18 protein-coding genes are annotated in these 14767 nt (G+C 52.8%); 9 read left to right on the forward strand and 9 right to left on the reverse strand.

Going from position 1 to position 14767, the window contains the following annotated elements; translation table 11 throughout:
* Positions 1-8: 8 nt before the first annotated feature.
* A complete protein-coding gene (locus BLP53_RS05365; RefSeq protein ID WP_091471125.1) occupies positions 9-296 on the reverse strand; it encodes a hypothetical protein in 288 nt (95 codons plus the stop codon).
* Between the two features lie 215 nt (positions 297-511).
* Here BLP53_RS05365 and BLP53_RS05370 point away from each other — a divergent pair, with 215 nt between their 5' ends.
* The 4 genes from BLP53_RS05370 (at position 512) to BLP53_RS05385 (ending at position 4137) form a co-directional block, all read left to right on the forward strand.
* On the forward strand, positions 512-1285 hold the full coding sequence (locus tag BLP53_RS05370; RefSeq protein ID WP_091471398.1) for a helix-turn-helix domain-containing protein: 774 nt from the start codon (positions 512-514) through the stop codon (positions 1283-1285).
* Positions 1286-3259 (forward strand): hybrid sensor histidine kinase/response regulator, encoded by a 1974-nt coding sequence (locus tag BLP53_RS05375; protein WP_091471126.1) that lies wholly within the window; start codon positions 1286-1288, stop codon positions 3257-3259. It abuts the gene before it with no gap.
* Positions 3256-3720: a response regulator gene (locus BLP53_RS05380; protein WP_091471127.1), complete on the forward strand. Its 465-nt coding sequence runs from the start codon at positions 3256-3258 to the stop codon at positions 3718-3720. Before BLP53_RS05375 ends, BLP53_RS05380 begins: the two co-directional genes overlap by 4 nt.
* A gap of 75 nt (positions 3721-3795) precedes the next feature.
* Positions 3796-4137 carry a PepSY domain-containing protein gene (locus tag BLP53_RS05385; RefSeq protein ID WP_425412895.1) on the forward strand — a complete coding sequence of 114 codons (342 nt, stop codon included), beginning with the start codon at positions 3796-3798 and terminating at the stop codon, positions 4135-4137.
* 14 nt (positions 4138-4151) lie between these two features.
* Here the strand turns inward: BLP53_RS05385 and BLP53_RS05390 are convergent, their stop codons facing one another.
* The 3 genes from BLP53_RS05390 to BLP53_RS05400 are packed head-to-tail and all read right to left on the reverse strand — an operon-like array spanning position 4152 to position 6483.
* Positions 4152-5477, reverse strand: a complete 1326-nt coding sequence (locus tag BLP53_RS05390) for a sensor histidine kinase (RefSeq protein ID WP_091471128.1) — start codon at positions 5475-5477, stop codon at positions 4152-4154.
* Positions 5474-6151, reverse strand: coding sequence for a response regulator transcription factor (locus BLP53_RS05395; protein WP_091471129.1), 678 nt, complete (start codon positions 6149-6151; stop codon positions 5474-5476). Before BLP53_RS05395 ends, BLP53_RS05390 begins: the two co-directional genes overlap by 4 nt.
* Positions 6151-6483 (reverse strand): PepSY domain-containing protein, encoded by a 333-nt coding sequence (locus BLP53_RS05400; RefSeq protein ID WP_425412896.1) that lies wholly within the window; start codon positions 6481-6483, stop codon positions 6151-6153. The genes BLP53_RS05395 and BLP53_RS05400 overlap by 1 nt, the downstream gene beginning before the upstream one ends.
* Before the next feature lie 186 nt (positions 6484-6669).
* Between BLP53_RS05400 and ribA the strand changes: the two genes are divergently transcribed.
* The 4 genes from ribA to BLP53_RS13920 all read left to right on the forward strand — a co-directional run bounded on the left by ribA (position 6670) and on the right by BLP53_RS13920 (position 8639).
* Positions 6670-7275 carry a GTP cyclohydrolase II gene (gene ribA, locus BLP53_RS05405; protein WP_091471131.1) on the forward strand — a complete coding sequence of 202 codons (606 nt, stop codon included), beginning with the start codon at positions 6670-6672 and terminating at the stop codon, positions 7273-7275.
* Between the two features lie 301 nt (positions 7276-7576).
* The gene (gene sodC, locus BLP53_RS05410) at positions 7577-8089 is read left to right on the forward strand and encodes a superoxide dismutase family protein (RefSeq protein WP_091471132.1); all 513 of its coding nucleotides are present in this window, start codon (positions 7577-7579) and stop codon (positions 8087-8089) included.
* Between the two features lie 24 nt (positions 8090-8113).
* On the forward strand, positions 8114-8557 hold the full coding sequence (locus BLP53_RS05415) for an SRPBCC domain-containing protein (RefSeq protein WP_091471133.1): 444 nt from the start codon (positions 8114-8116) through the stop codon (positions 8555-8557).
* Position 8558: 1 nt separating this feature from the next.
* The gene (locus BLP53_RS13920) at positions 8559-8639 is read left to right on the forward strand and encodes a hypothetical protein (protein ID WP_425412899.1); all 81 of its coding nucleotides are present in this window, start codon (positions 8559-8561) and stop codon (positions 8637-8639) included.
* 91 nt (positions 8640-8730) lie between these two features.
* Here BLP53_RS13920 and BLP53_RS05420 read toward each other — a convergent pair whose 3' ends face one another.
* The 5 genes from BLP53_RS05420 to BLP53_RS05440 form a co-directional block, all read right to left on the reverse strand.
* Entirely contained in the window at positions 8731-9708 is a 978-nt protein-coding gene (locus BLP53_RS05420) for a sulfate/molybdate ABC transporter ATP-binding protein (protein ID WP_091471134.1), read from the reverse strand.
* A 1-nt stretch (position 9709) separates the two neighbouring features.
* On the reverse strand, positions 9710-10600 hold the full coding sequence (cysW, locus tag BLP53_RS05425; protein WP_091471400.1) for a sulfate ABC transporter permease subunit CysW: 891 nt from the start codon (positions 10598-10600) through the stop codon (positions 9710-9712).
* Positions 10601-10646: 46 nt separating this feature from the next.
* Positions 10647-11477 (reverse strand): sulfate ABC transporter permease subunit CysT, encoded by an 831-nt coding sequence (gene cysT, locus BLP53_RS05430; RefSeq protein ID WP_091471135.1) that lies wholly within the window; start codon positions 11475-11477, stop codon positions 10647-10649.
* A 109-nt stretch (positions 11478-11586) separates the two neighbouring features.
* Entirely contained in the window at positions 11587-12456 is an 870-nt protein-coding gene (locus tag BLP53_RS05435; RefSeq protein ID WP_091471136.1) for an EAL domain-containing protein, read from the reverse strand.
* Between the two features lie 52 nt (positions 12457-12508).
* On the reverse strand, positions 12509-13489 hold the full coding sequence (locus BLP53_RS05440; RefSeq protein ID WP_091471137.1) for a sulfate ABC transporter substrate-binding protein: 981 nt from the start codon (positions 13487-13489) through the stop codon (positions 12509-12511).
* A 330-nt stretch (positions 13490-13819) separates the two neighbouring features.
* Between BLP53_RS05440 and epsC the strand changes: the two genes are divergently transcribed.
* The gene (gene epsC / locus BLP53_RS05445) at positions 13820-14722 is read left to right on the forward strand and encodes a serine O-acetyltransferase EpsC (protein WP_091471138.1); all 903 of its coding nucleotides are present in this window, start codon (positions 13820-13822) and stop codon (positions 14720-14722) included.
* The last annotated feature ends 45 nt before the right edge of the window (positions 14723-14767 follow it).

The raw sequence follows: 14767 nt of genomic DNA on the forward strand, positions 1-14767 counted from the left end.
TGTGAGGTTTAGTCGGTGTGGGTATCCGCCATGTAAGGGCGCTTGCCAAGAAAGTTCAAGCGCAGTTGCTGGTGTTTGTCGTAACCTTTCGCTGGCTTGGCTGAGGTGGCGGCCATCTCGCCGGTATTCGCCTGCTGTTGCTGGCTGGTTGCCGGCACCTGGGCGTAAGGGCGCTGCCCCAGGAAGTTTTTCTGGTGCAAAGTACGTACATCCACTTCTTGTGCCTGCGTTTCATCCGCTTGTGCATTGGCGACCCAAACCACTGACACCAGTAACGCCAATAATAACCGATTCATTCTCGCTCCTTTATGGTTGACCTGTCACACAGCCTATCAAAGGCCGACGTCATTATGTCGTAACAACCTTACGCGACACTGACGGCAACAGGCATCATGTTTGTGCCCGACCTGCCAGTATGCTTGCAGGCAATCACAACGAAGTGGCATTTTGCCGGCGCTACATTCACAACACATCTCCCGCCATAGGTATTTCGGTATATACTGAATGGCATATGCCAGTTAACCCTCATTCCCCAGCCGACGGAACTGCCCTCGCCCTGCGCCATACGTTGAAGCAGACTCAAACCCAGATAGGCCATGACAGGCTGTTTGAGAAATTCGGGCACCAGTTGTTTACTTCGGGCTGGTCGGCCACGCTAGTACAATGGCTGCTGGATGAAATCTGCCTGCAATTCGGGGCGCAACATGGCCTGATCAGCCAGCAACATGCAGGAGCGCTCAAAATACTTGCCCAGCGCGGCAATGCCTTTCCGGTCGGTGTCAGAATCCCCATGCTGGGCGTATTGGCGCAATGGTTAAAGGAACCAATTCACTTCAAAGTGCATCAGCAATACATTCCCGGTTTATGGGCATTGCAAATCCCCGCCGATGATCAATCAACCCTGCTGTGCTACCACTTCCCCATTGCCTGCCAGCAGCAGGCGGTTGGCCTGATGGCGCTCATCACCGGCAACCCTTTAAACGCAAACAGTTTGCAGACGCTGTACAGTCTCTGCGGTATGCTGGGTTTTGCGTTACATAGGCCAGCCCAGGCAAGTACCATGCTCGATACCAGTTATATGCAAAAGCTGACACCGCGTGAGCGCGAGGTATTTGCCTTGCTGCCTTCCGGTGCCAGTAATGCACTGCTGGCAACCAAGCTGGGCATATCGCCCGGCACGGTCAAAATCCACATTGAACGGATTCTCAGCAAGCTGGCGCTGAATGACCGCACCCAGGCAGCGGTCAAGGCAGTGGAAGCCGGTTTCAAGAGCGATGGGCTATAAATGATTTCCCGCAAGTTCCGATTATTCAGTGAGTTAAACCGGTTGTGGCAGGATGCCTCTTTGACAACCAAAGGGATAGTCCTGAATATCCTGCCACTCACCGTGTTACTTGGCTCGCTGGCCCTGATTTTTGAAAGCGAACAGCAGGCGGCCTTGCTGGAGCAGCGGGTACAAAATGCATTGCAGATCCAGCAGGATATCCAGACCTTGCAGACCCAGTTGCTGGAAGCATCGACCAGCGTGCGCGATTACCTGCTGACAGATAACCGCCAGTTTCTTGCTGAGTATGAAACCGCCAGGCAAGCCATGCCGCAATTGCTCGAAGCGCTGCAACAGCGGCTGGATGATCGTGCGCAGCAAAAACTGTTACTGGTGGTCCGTCCCTTGCTGCAGAAAAACCTGGCTGACCTGGCCGTCCTGGCAAACAATACGGAGGCGGAGGCCGATGCAGCACTGATCCGTAAATTCAGTGCCCAGGGTGCCACCATGGGCCGGTTGCGCAATCACCTGGCCCAGATGAGTTTACGCGAGTCCATTGTGGTCGAGCAGGATAAGAAAGAAGTGATTTCTGAACGTAAACGTAACCTGCATATCACCTTACTGGCAGTCATTGCTGGTGTCATTGGCTCACTGATAGGCGTTTGGGTATTTACTTATACGATTGCAGGCCGCGTCAGAACCATACGCGACAGTGCCATCCACCTGGTAAAAAACGAACCCCTGGCATTGCCCAGCATAAGCCAGGATGAGCTGGGCCAACTGAGCCAGGAACTGGAACACGCCTCCATGCTCCTGGCCCAAAGTGCACAAGAGGCACACCAGGCCAGAATCGAGGCAGAAGAAGCCAGTACGGCCAAGAGTAATTTTCTGTCACGCACCAGCCACGAATTACGCACCCCGCTTAACGCCATCCTAGGCTTTGCCCAGATTCTGGAAAATGATTTACCAGAAGGCAGGCAAAAAGACAGCGCCATTCTGATTCACAACGCCGGCCAGCACCTGCTTAAACTCATCAATGAAGTGCTGGATATCTCCCGTATCGAAAGTGGTGATATCCGCATGGCGATGGAAGTCATGGCGCTTATCCCCTTGCTGGAAGAAGTGCGACATTACCTCCAGCCACTGGCAAACACACGCCGTATGCGCATAGAAACACGCTTTGAGCCTGACTTGCAAGTCAGGGCAGACAGGCAGCGGTTATTACAGGTCATGCTGAACCTGTTGGCCAATGCGTTGAAATATGCACCCGAGAACACGCAAGTGACCTTTAGCGCCTATGCCAGGGATAGCCAGGTACGCGTGGAAGTGCACGACCAGGGTACCGGGATTCCAGTCATGCTCCGTTCGCGCTTATTCACGCCTTTTGACCGCCTAGGTGCTGAACGTACGGTGACCGAAGGCAGTGGCCTGGGGCTGGTACTCAGCAAGCAACTGATAGAGGCGATGGGCGGGGAAATCGGCGTGGCTGAAGATAAAAGCCTGTTCTGGTTCAGTTTGCCAGCCAGCCAGGAAGCGCTCCCGCCACAGGCATCACCAGCCAATACCGCCCGTGACCTGCAGACGCAGGCAGTGGCAAGTTCTGCCATATTTCGCAAGCGCCATATCCTGTATGTGGAAGATAACCCCAGCAACCAGGCACTGGTAGAAGCGATTATCAGCAAGCACCGCCATCTTCAGTTGCATGTGGTTGCCAGTGTTCAGGCGGGCATGGCATGCCTACATGAACTGATGCCCGACTTGCTGTTGCTGGATTTGAACCTGCCTGACAGCGACGGTGAATCCCTGCTTGAGTATCTGCAGCGCAGCCAGGCGCCGCTGAAAAATATCCCGGTCATTATCCTGAGCGCAGATGCCGTGCCCGACACCCTGCAACGGCTCAGGACGTTTGGTATCGCACATTACTTTACCAAACCATTGAATGTCGCCATGTTTAATCAATTCCTCTTGAAACTGCTGCCAGAGTCATCATCATGAATATCGAACAATTGCGTGCCTCAAAAATCCTGATCATTGATGATGCCGAAGCGAATTTGAGGCTGCTGGAAGAGCTGCTGACTAAAGAAGGGTTCGAACAGGTCATCAGCACCACGGATGCTACCAAGACCATGGACCTGGTAAATGCCTTCCAGCCAGACCTGATCCTGCTGGACTTGATGATGCCGGTACTGGATGGCTTCGCAGTGCTGGACCAATTGTCACACCATATTGGCAGGCATGATTTCCTGCCAGTCCTGGTCCTGACTGCAGACGCGACCATTGCCGCCCGCCGTAAAGCACTGGCGCTCGGTGCCAAAGATTTCCTGACCAAGCCCTTCGACCACATGGAGGCCATGCTCAGGGTATGGAACCTGCTGGAAACGCGATGGCTGTTCAACCAGTTGAAAATACACCAGCCGGCCTTGCAGCTTCCCGGCATGCACACCAATCCCCCTTAACCCCATAGCGGAAAATTCAGCCTGAATTAAGGCGTGCGCTGTATCGTGAAAACTCCACAACTAGAAATGGAGACCATGATGAATAAAAGTATCCGCACATCAACCAGCCTTTTCATCCTCAGCCTGCTGTTGGGCTTGACACTCAGCCAGCCTGCCATGGCAGACGATGATGAAGATAATCCGGCAAAAATCGCAGAGATGGCAAAAGCATTTGGGCTGATTTCACTGGAAGAGGCGCAAAACAAAGCCCTGGCCGAAAAACCCGGCATGGTGAAAGAAATAGAACTGGAGCGCCGCAAATTCCGTTCGGGCTGGGATTATGAAGTTGAGATCCTGGATGCCAGCGGCACTGAATGGGAAGTTTACATTGATGCCAAGACCGGCAAGGTCAACGGCGTCCATCGTGACTGGTTTTAATGCGGCTGCCTGCGTCAGGCAGGCATCAGGCTGATTTTCACCCGCAATCCGCCTAACCGCTCCGAGCGGGCCAGCGCAATATTGCCGTGATAATGCTGCACAATATCCTGCACAATGGCCAGGCCCAGGCCACTGCCTGGCTTGGTTTCATCCATGCGCAGGCCACGTTGCAATAATGTCTCCAGCGCTGGCGCACTGCTACCTGGTCCATCATCCTCCACCATAATCTTGATGGCTCCCTGCATGGAAATATGCAGTTGCACCTGATGGCGGCACCACTTAAACGCGTTATCCAGCACGTTACCGAGCAGTTCCAGCATATCTTCCCGGTCAATCGCCAGCCTGGCCTGTGCATCATGCTGCCAGGCAAATGCCACCTGCTTGTCACTGTAAATTTTTTGCAGTGTCGCCACCAGCTTGGGCACTTCAACTTCCAGGTCGATCTGCTGGCTGGCATAAACATCGCCCATCAGCCGCGCCCGTTTCAGCTCGCGCTCAACATCCTGGTGGATCTCTTCAGCGCAGGCCTGCATGGTTTTGCGTAACTGCGGCAGTACTGTCTGTGCATCGTCAAACAGCAACTGCAAATGCGCCAACCGGGTTTTCAGTGCATGTGCCAGGTTACCAATTGCCAGGCGTGAGCGCCGGGTCTTCTGGCTGGCATTTTTGAGGATACGGTTAAACTCATTGACCAGCGGCATCACTTCGGCTGGTCCCTGGGTATTGATCTGCTGCAACTCGCCGCTAGCGACGCGTGCCAGGCTTTCCTTGATCTGCTGCAATGGATTTAAAGTATTGACCACGATCCAGCGCTGTAACGCTAGCAAGGCCAGTAAACCGAGCAATGACAATGCACCGTAGATGGCATGAAACACACGCAGGCTTTGCTGCAAATCGACCAGGCTTTCGGCGATATAAATGGTGATCAGCCGCTGCTGCTTGCGATAGCCATGGCCCAGTAACAATAATGGCTGGTTTTCAGGGCCATTGATATGGGACACCCGCTGTTCTCCGACCGCCAGCGGCATGACTGGCACATCCACATCCCACCAGGAGCGGGACCGGGTTTTGTGTGCGGCATCGGTCATCACCATAAAATAGCGGCCGGAAAAAGGACGCTGGTAACTGGCGGTAACAAGACGGGGTTCTATCACCGGCTGACCATGTATGTCCACGCGAATGCCTGCCAGCAAGCTCTCCGCTTCCTGCTGCATGCGTTCGGTCATCTGCGACTGGATCAAATGGTCTATGGTAAACGTGACTACGGCCCATTGCAGGGTCAGCAGACCCACCAGGCTTAACCCCAGCCCCAGCGAAAGCTGCCGGTGCAACGACTTCATACCTCCGGCCTTTCCACGGCACCGCCAAACACATAGCCTTGCCCACGCCGCGTTTGTATCCTGTCTGCGCCGATTTTATGCCGCAAGCGGTTTATGTACACTTCAATCACATTGCTGTCTTTGTCAGCGTCATAGGCATAGACATGCTCGGTCAATTCGGTTTTCGAGAAAATCCGCCCCGGATGCAGCATGAAATAACGCAATAGCCGGAACTCCGTGCCGGTCAATGCGAACGAAGCCGTGCCCAGCCAGACCGTTTGCGTATGCTCATCCAGGCGCAACCCTTCACTGGCAAGCTCGCCACTCACCAGGCCGACCGTACGTTTATGCACCGCACTGATACGCGCCAGCAGCTCCTGCATATGAAACGGCTTGGTGACGTAGTCATCTGCGCCCAGATTGAATGCTTCTACCTTTTCCTGCCAACTGCTACGTGCGGTCAGCACAATCACCGGCATGCCCACCCCCTTTGCACGCCATGCCGCCAGCACGTCCAGGCCGGGCAGGCCCGGCAGGCCCAGGTCAACAATTGCCAGGTCATACGGCTCCAGTCCACCCTGTATACTGGCTTCGGCACCATCCTGCGCCCAGTCGCAGGCATAGCCTGCAATCTTGAGCGCCTGCTGTATACCGGCACCCAGCCCAACCTCATCTTCCACCAGCAGCAGGCGCATTAATCATCCAGCTCCAGTTTCAGCAACTGGCCTGTTTTTGCATCCAGTTTCAGCTCCCATACCTGGCTACTGGCATCGAGAATATCCACTTCGTAAACATAGCGGCCATGCTTTTTCTCAAGCTCCACTTCCAGGATTTCACCCGGTTTATGTGATTTCGCCAGTTGGGAGATTTTCTCCAGGCTCAGGATCTGCCCTTTGGCAGACAGTTGCCCGGCGCTGGCAGGGCTTTCTCCCGAGCCAGCCTGCGGCAGCAGGCGCACCCCTGCCACAATACTTAAAGCAATCAACAGCACAATCAACATCCGGGGCCATGTCCATATTTTACGCATATCATTCCTCAATGTTTGCTGTTCACCATTTACGCTGTTCAAAGTGTACCAGCGATTGAATTAAACCAAGCTGAATTATGTTCGGCGCGCTTGATTCGTTCATGCCAGTCACAGCAAAAAATACATACGAACATGCAGGTAAACGCTACAATAACGGATTCAAGAATTCAGCCATGTCTTCAAAAAATGCAATTCCTCACCCACAATGCCAGCGCCAGGCTACCTACCCAGTATGGCGACTTCGACCTGCACGTCTTTCATGACAACCGTACCAATGTCGAACATATTGCACTGACCTGCGGCGACATCATGCGTTCACCACAACCGCTGGTGCGCGTACATTCCGAATGCCTGACCGGGGACGTCTTTGCCTCCACTCGCTGTGACTGTGGCGAACAATTGCACCATGCCCAGCAGTTGATTCAGGAACATGGACATGGACTGGTGTTATACCTGAAAAACCATGAGGGCCGCGGGATAGGATTGAGCAATAAAATGCGCGCCTATGCCTTGCAAGACCAGGGGCTGGATACGGTGGAAGCCAACGAAGCGCTTGGCTTACCCGTGGATGGCCGTAGCTACGAAGCGGCGGCAGAAATGCTGGCGTTTTTTGAAATCAATACCGTGCGCCTGCTGACCAATAACTCGGCCAAGCGTTCGGCGCTGGAAACACTGGGCATTACCGTGCACCAGCAAGTTCCCCTGCTCACGCAACCAACTGCAGAAAACCTGAAATACCTGCAAACTAAATCCGCCAAACTCGGGCATATTATTCCTGACCTGATGGGATAATCCTGCAGTTGAACTCCGCGCATCATTAATTTTTACAGCAAGGACTGAAGAGAGAGGATGCCCTAAATCTGGCAGTTGGGTCGCCAACGCCCATTCGGCCTGTCACGACTAAACCTTGGCGCTTCTATCAAGTATACTTATTCAAGTCGCAGGCAATTTAAATGTTAATCACGAACTTTTCGCTGGCGCTCATTATCAGACAGGTATCTCAATAGATGCCTGGCTCCTGTTTTGCGCGCATTTTTTAAATGCCCCTTGTCATTAATAATTGTTTAATACCGAGCTCAATCGAGGAAAAAGTATGAAAAACATGATCGCGTTCATCCTGGCACTTGGATCAAGTGCTGCATTCGCAGATATCGTCGTTCCCCTGCATGTGGTCGATGAAAAAGGGCTGGGGGCAAGTGTAGGACAAGTGACAATTTCCGAGTCCAAATATGGCCTGGTATTTACCCCTGCACTTCAAGGCCTGCCTGCTGGTACTCACGGTTTCCATATCCACCAGAATCCAAGCTGCGAACCAAAAGAAAAAGATGGAAAAATGATGGCTGCCGGCGCTGCAGGTGGCCACTATGACCCGGCAAATAGTAATAAGCATGATGCTCCCTGGGGAGATGGCCATCTCGGGGACCTGCCCGCGCTTTATGTGAATGCCAATGGTTCTGCTAACCAACCGGTGCTGGCACCACGCCTGAAGTTGAGTGATATCAGTGGTCATGCACTGATGGTTCATGTCGGCGGGGATAATCATTCCGACCATCCGGCCACTTTGGGCGGCGGCGGTGCCCGGTTTGCCTGTGGCGTGATCCAGTAACCCTGAAACAGGGCATTTACTGTCATGACCGAAGATAGAACCCTTAGCACTTCCCGAACGCTGCCCTATACACCCAAAGAAATATATGGTGCTTTTGCATCAGCTTGTTTATTGGCTGCATGGTGGGGACCAGAAGGCTTTACCAATACATTTGAAATCTTTGAATTTAAAACAGAGGGGCGCTGGAAGTTTGTGATGCATGGCCCTGACGGCAAGGATTACCTGAATGAAAGCATCTTTAAAGAACTTGTAAATGAGGCCAAGGTAGTGATTCACCATGCTTGCCCGCCTCACTTCACGCTGACGGTTGAACTCATGCCCGTCAGCAATGGCACACATTTGACCTGGAATCAGGTTTTCGATGATGCCCAGACTGCGCAGGCCGTCAAACAAAGAGCCGGCCCCGCAAATGAGCAAAATATTGATCGACTGACACAGGTACTTAGCAAGGCTGCCAGCGCCGATTAATTTGCTTAAGTCAGAACAGGGTTTTGGGCATGGTCATGCCAATGCCCTGATCCGCAATCATCTGGCAAAAAATAATGCATAGAATGTTGCTCCATGAGTATTTTCAACCCGTTTTTAAAATGTAAAAGGTGTAGCGTTTTCCGCTACACCTTCATCATCATTACTGTTTCAGATTAAAACACGCGTAATTGCGTCGGTTTCAGGTATACCGTTTCGCCCTGCTGGAAATTCAACTGGTTAAACTGTTCACGACCCAGTTCTACATCCACATATTGTTCATTATCAGTGCGTTTTATTTCCAGGCGCACCAGCGAGCCGACTGAATGTACATAAGTCAAAGCGCCGGCAATGCTGTTCAAACCAGGTTCACGGCTGACGGCAATTTCGTAAGGACGCACAAACCCTTTGCCTTGTGGTGTCTCAAACGCATTCACGTTGCCGAGGAACTCGTACACAAACGGTGTGGCCGGCTGGTCGTACACGGCTTGCGGTGAACCGACCTGCTCCACTTGCCCGTGATTCATCACCACAATGGTGTCGGCGACTTCCAGCGCCTCTTCCTGGTCATGTGTCACAAACACGCTGGTCACATGCAATTCGTCATGCAGGCGGCGCAACCAGCGGCGCAGGTCTTTACGCACTTTGGCGTCCAGCGCCCCGAACGGCTCATCCAGCAGCAATACTTTAGGTTCAACCGCCAGGGCACGTGCCAGGGCGATACGCTGGCGCTGGCCACCGGAAAGCTGTGGCGGATAACGGTCCGCCAGCCAGTCGAGCTGCACCAGCTTCAATAAATCGTGTACACGTTTCTTGATTTCGGCATTGGAAGGGCGCGTTTCCCTCGGACGGACACGCAGGCCAAAAGCCACGTTCTCAAACACGGTCATATGCCTGAACAAGGCATAATGCTGGAACACAAAACCGACCTGCCGCTCGCGCACATCAGCATGCGTGGTATCCACGCCATCAAACAGCACCTGGCCATTGTCAGGCGATTCCAGGCCGGCAATGATGCGCAGCAGCGTGGTTTTACCGCAACCGGAGGGTCCCAGCAAGGCCACCAGTTCGCCGGATGGCACGTTCAGGTTGATGTCACGCAAGGCACTGAACTGGCCAAAGCCTTTGCTAATTTGTTGTATGGTGATTCCCATATTACACCGTCACTTCCTTTTCCTGGGCGGCGGCATCACGCGCTGCCTGCCATTCGACATAAGTTTTCAACACCAGCGTGACCAATGCCAGCAGGGTCAGCAGTGAAGCCACTGCAAACGCGGCTGCATAGTTATATTCGTTATACAAAATCTCCACATGCAAAGGCATGGTATTGGTCATGCCACGGATATGGCCGGATACGACCGATACTGCACCGAATTCGCCCATGGCACGGGCATTGGTCAGAATCACACCATAAATCAGGCCCCATTTCACATTCGGCAAGGTCACATGCCACAGTATTTTCCAGCCGGAAGCACCCAGCACCAGGGCGGCCTCCTCTTCCTCCTTGCCTTGTGCCTGCATCAATGGAATCAGCTCGCGCGCCACAAATGGGAAAGTGACGAAAATAGTGGCCAGGATAATGCCGGGAACAGCAAACACCACTTTCAGGTCATGATCGATCAGCCATTCACCAAACCAGCCCTGCAAGCCAAAAATCAGTACGAAAATCAACCCGGCAATCACCGGCGACACGGCAAATGGCAGGTCAATCAGGGTGATCAGGAAATTTTTGCCCCTGAAATCAAACTTGGTGATGGCCCAGGCCGCCGCGACACCAAACAGCAGGTTTAATGGCACGGATACCAGCGAGGCAATCAGGGTCAGTTTCATGGCCGATAAGGCATCGGATTCAGTAATGGCGGCAAGATAGACATCCCAACCCTTGCGCAATGCCTCGGCAAACACCGCCGCCAGTGGCAACAGCAGAAAGATGCCCAGGAATGCAAGGGCCAGGCCAATGAGGCTCCAGCGTACCCACGCCGATTCGGAAGTCGCGCGCTTGTAGGCGATTTTTCCCTGGTATTGTTGAAGTTGCGTGCTATGCATCATTTTCTATTCAATTAAACATGGGGTGAGCGGGATTGCAGCCAACTTACCTGGCGCCGTGGCGGTGACTGCTCCACCACTGCAATACGTTAATCAACAATAGCAGGATGAAGGAAATCACCAGCAATACCGCAGCAATCGCCGTGGCGCCGGCATAGTCATATTGTTCCAGCTTGGTGATAATCATCAGCGGCGTGATTTCCGAAATCATGGGCATGTTACCGGCAATGAAAATCACGGAGCCATATTCACCCACCGCACGTGCAAACGCCAGCGAAAACCCGGTCAGCAATGCAGGCCATATCGCCGGCAGGATAACTTTATAAAACGTCTGCCAGCGATTGGCGCCCAGGCTGGCTGCGGCCTCTTCTGCTTCGGCACTGAAATCTTCCAGCACCGGTTGCACGGTACGCACCACGAATGGCAAGCCGATAAACGTCAGTGCCACCACCACGCCCAGCGGGGTAAACGCGACTTTAATCCCGTGCGGTTCCAGCCAATGCCCCAGCCAGCCATTCGGGGCATAAATCGCGGTCAGCGAAATGCCGGCCACTGCAGTAGGCAAGGCAAAGGGAAAATCAACCAGTGCATCCAGTATTTTTTTACCGAAAAACTGGTAACGCACCAGCACCCATGCCGTCAGCAAGCCAAATACCAGGTTAATCAGCGCGGCAATCAATGATGCGCCAAAGGTCAGCCGGTAGGTTGCCAAAACACGTGGGGTGGTGACCACCGCCCAGAATTCATTAAAACTCAACTCGGTGGTACGTATAAACACTGCCGCCAGCGGAATCAATACAATCAGGCTCAGATACACAAGGGTATAGCCCAATGACAGGCCGAAGCCGGGTAATAAATGTTTCTTTCTCGTTGTCATATTGATCGCGACAGGATTAAACAGGCGCTAATGTAGCCGGATTTTTATCAATCACAAAAGAATGATTAATCATTAATTTATAGCTGATGGTTATATATAACGCTTGAAATCAAGCGACCTTGGATGTGCGGCGCTGCTGCTGGTCATTCAGGACTTTGGCCACCACCGGTGCGGCCAGAAAGTTACCCTGCAGAATAGCCGCACCAGAAGCAATGGCAATATCCAGCTGTTGTTGCGTTTCCACGCCAACAATTACCGGTGTACTGCCCAGGTCCTGCACCGCATGCACCAAGCCACCTAGCGCTTTTGCCAGCGAAGGTTGCTGTGCCGCCTGGTGAATCACGGACACATCAAACTTGATGAAATCATGTTGCGCACGCCATAAGCGGTACAACTTGCTTTGATGATTGCCTACATGGTCAAACGCAATGCGGTAGCCAAGTGAGCGGTAATTCTCAATCGCCGCAACCAGGTGCTTGTCCTGGTCTATCAGTGACTCATTGATTTCCAGCACCACCCTGTGTGTAGGTACGGAATACTGATGCAGGATCTGTTCAAACACCTTGCCGTGTGCACTGACTTCCAGCAGCAGTTTGGGATGCACATTCAGGAACAGCAAACCGTTTTCCTGGTGAATGGCGCGAAAATTCAGCACATGCTGCGAGCGGCATACGCGGTCAAACTGCACCAGCTTGCCGGATTGGTCGGCATAGGTAAATGCAAACTCAGGCGTGCTGCCCAGCGTACCAAACAGCGATGGGCGGATCAGCGCCTCATACCCGTAAATCTCGCCCTGTTTTGCGTCATAAATGGGCTGGAAAGCCGTTTTAAGGTGCACACCGATAAAAGTACTTTCATACTCTCCGCTATCGGCTTCAATCAGCCCTAATTCCTCCAGGTCGAGTGAAAGTGCCTGCTTTAACTCAGCGCGCAGGCGCACTACATGTTCGGCTTCCTGATGTGATTGTCGTTGGGTCATCATCCCTCTCCTTACTTGTTACTTTGCTGCTCTTGGATCTATCACCCACCGCTTATTTCTGGTAAATCTGGTCAAAAATGCCCCCATCACTGAAGTGCGTATTTTCAACCTCATTCCAGCTGCCAAAGGCCTGTTTGACCGTAAAGGTATTGACCTTCTTGAAAGCGGGCTGCGCGATTTCGCTTACTTGCGGGCGCAGGTAATGCTTGGCGGCGAGCGCCTGGCCCTGCGGGGAAAAGTGGAATTCCAGGTAAGCCTGCGCCACTTTACGCGTCCCTTTTTTATCCACCACTTTATCGACCAGGGCCACCGGGTTTTCTGCCAGGATAGTGACGGATGGGTACACGATTTCGTACTTATCCTCACCCAGCTCCTTTTGCAGCAGGTAAACCTCATTTTCAAATGTGACCAGCACATCGCCAATGTCACGCTGCGCAAAGGTAGTCGTCGCGCCACGGCCACCGGTATCCAGCACTGGCACATGCTTGAACAGTTCGGTCACAAACTGGCGCGCTTTGGTTGCATCGCCGCCTTTCTGCGTAATATAGCCCCATGCCGCCAGGTAACTGTACTTACCGTTGCCGGAAGTTTTGGGGTTAGGGATCACGGCACTCACGCCCGGACGCACCAGGTCGTCCCAGTCTTTCACATGCTTGGGATTACCTTTACGTACCAGGAATACGGTGGGTGAGGCACTGGGCACGCTGTTATTCGGCAACCGCGCCTGCCAGTCAGCCGGAATCAATTTGCCTTTTTGCGCCAGGATATCAATATCGGCACTGCGATTCATGGTAATCACATCTGCCCGCAAGCCGTCGACAATGGCACGTGCCTGCTTGGTCGAGCCACCATGAGACTGGTTGATGGTAACGGTTTCACCGCTTTTTTCTTTCCAGTACTGCACAAAGGCAGGATTAAAATCCTTATAGAATTCCCTGGTCACATCATAGGAAACATTGAGCAACTCGGCAGCCTGTAATGAAGCACTGCTAAACAGGACAGCCAATAGGGCATGGCGGAAAATAGATGGCATAAATCACTCCCTGATATCAAATTGCTGCGTACTATACGGCAGTATTTATATTTTTAAAAATAATAAAAAATAATATATTTATAACTTAAATATATATTAATCCTTCGTTTCAGGCATCTTGCAGAAACCAGGCGGGTTAAGAAGAAAAATACATAAGCAAATAATTAACGATTCTAGGGCCGGTGCTGTTCAACCGCAGAAGTTTATTTTATAGTGAGCGCATCTGAGAAGCTGACCAGACCGCTGGAAGCCAGTGGCACGTGATCCGTGCCACTGGCTTTTTTTTCGCCTGTCGTCAGCACAACCCCTCACTCACAGGATGAATCAACGATGGAAGAAATTGCGATTGAACACATCGTACACACACTGGCCAGTATCCGAGAAAGTGCGTTGCAGCAACGGCAGCGGCTATCCCAGCCCCCCAAACTGCCTGCACGCAAGGCATTGGAGAAATGCGTGGAATGGCTGGCAGCGGCGTTGTTCCCCAATCGCCTGGGGGACCCGGACATACAGGCGCATGCCATTAACTTTTATGTCGGCACCACACTGGATAAAGCCTTGCGTGAGCTGCAACAGCAGATCCGCCTGGAATTAGCCTTTAAAGCCCCGGCAGAGCCTGGCAAGCAATTTCATGCACAGGCACACACACTGGCCGGCCAGTTTGCCGAGCAATTACCGCCTATCCGCCTGCAACTGGATACCGACCTGCAAGCGGCCTACCAGGGCGACCCGGCAGCCGACAGTATTGATGAAATCCTGGTCAGCTATCCCGGCATCCTGGCGCTGATCCATTACCGCATTGCGCATGTATTGCATGGCCTGGGCCTGACCATTATCGCGCGCCTGGTCACTGAAATCGCCCATTCCCGTACCGGTATTGATATCCATCCCGGTGCACAGATTGGCGACCATTTCTTTATCGATCATGGCACCGGTGTAGTGATTGGCGAAACCGCCATTATCGGCAGCCATGTGCGGCTATATCAGGCTGTCACCTTAGGCGCAAAAAACTTTCCCAAGGATGCCAACGGCCACCTGGTGAAAAAATTCGAACGTCACCCCATCCTGGAAGACTTTGTCGTGGTCTACGCCGGGGCCACCATTTTGGGCCGCATCACCATAGGCCAACACTCCATCATTGGTGGCAATGTCTGGGTCACCCGTAGCGTGCCCGCCAATAGCCATGTCACACAAGCGCATTCGGATGCCAAACCGATTCCGGCTGCGGCTTGATTTTTAGTTATACGAAACTTTAGCAATGCCAGATAAGGAGAAATA

The organism is Methylophilus rhizosphaerae (assembly GCF_900100975.1).
Classification (GTDB): domain Bacteria; phylum Pseudomonadota; class Gammaproteobacteria; order Burkholderiales; family Methylophilaceae; genus Methylophilus; species Methylophilus rhizosphaerae.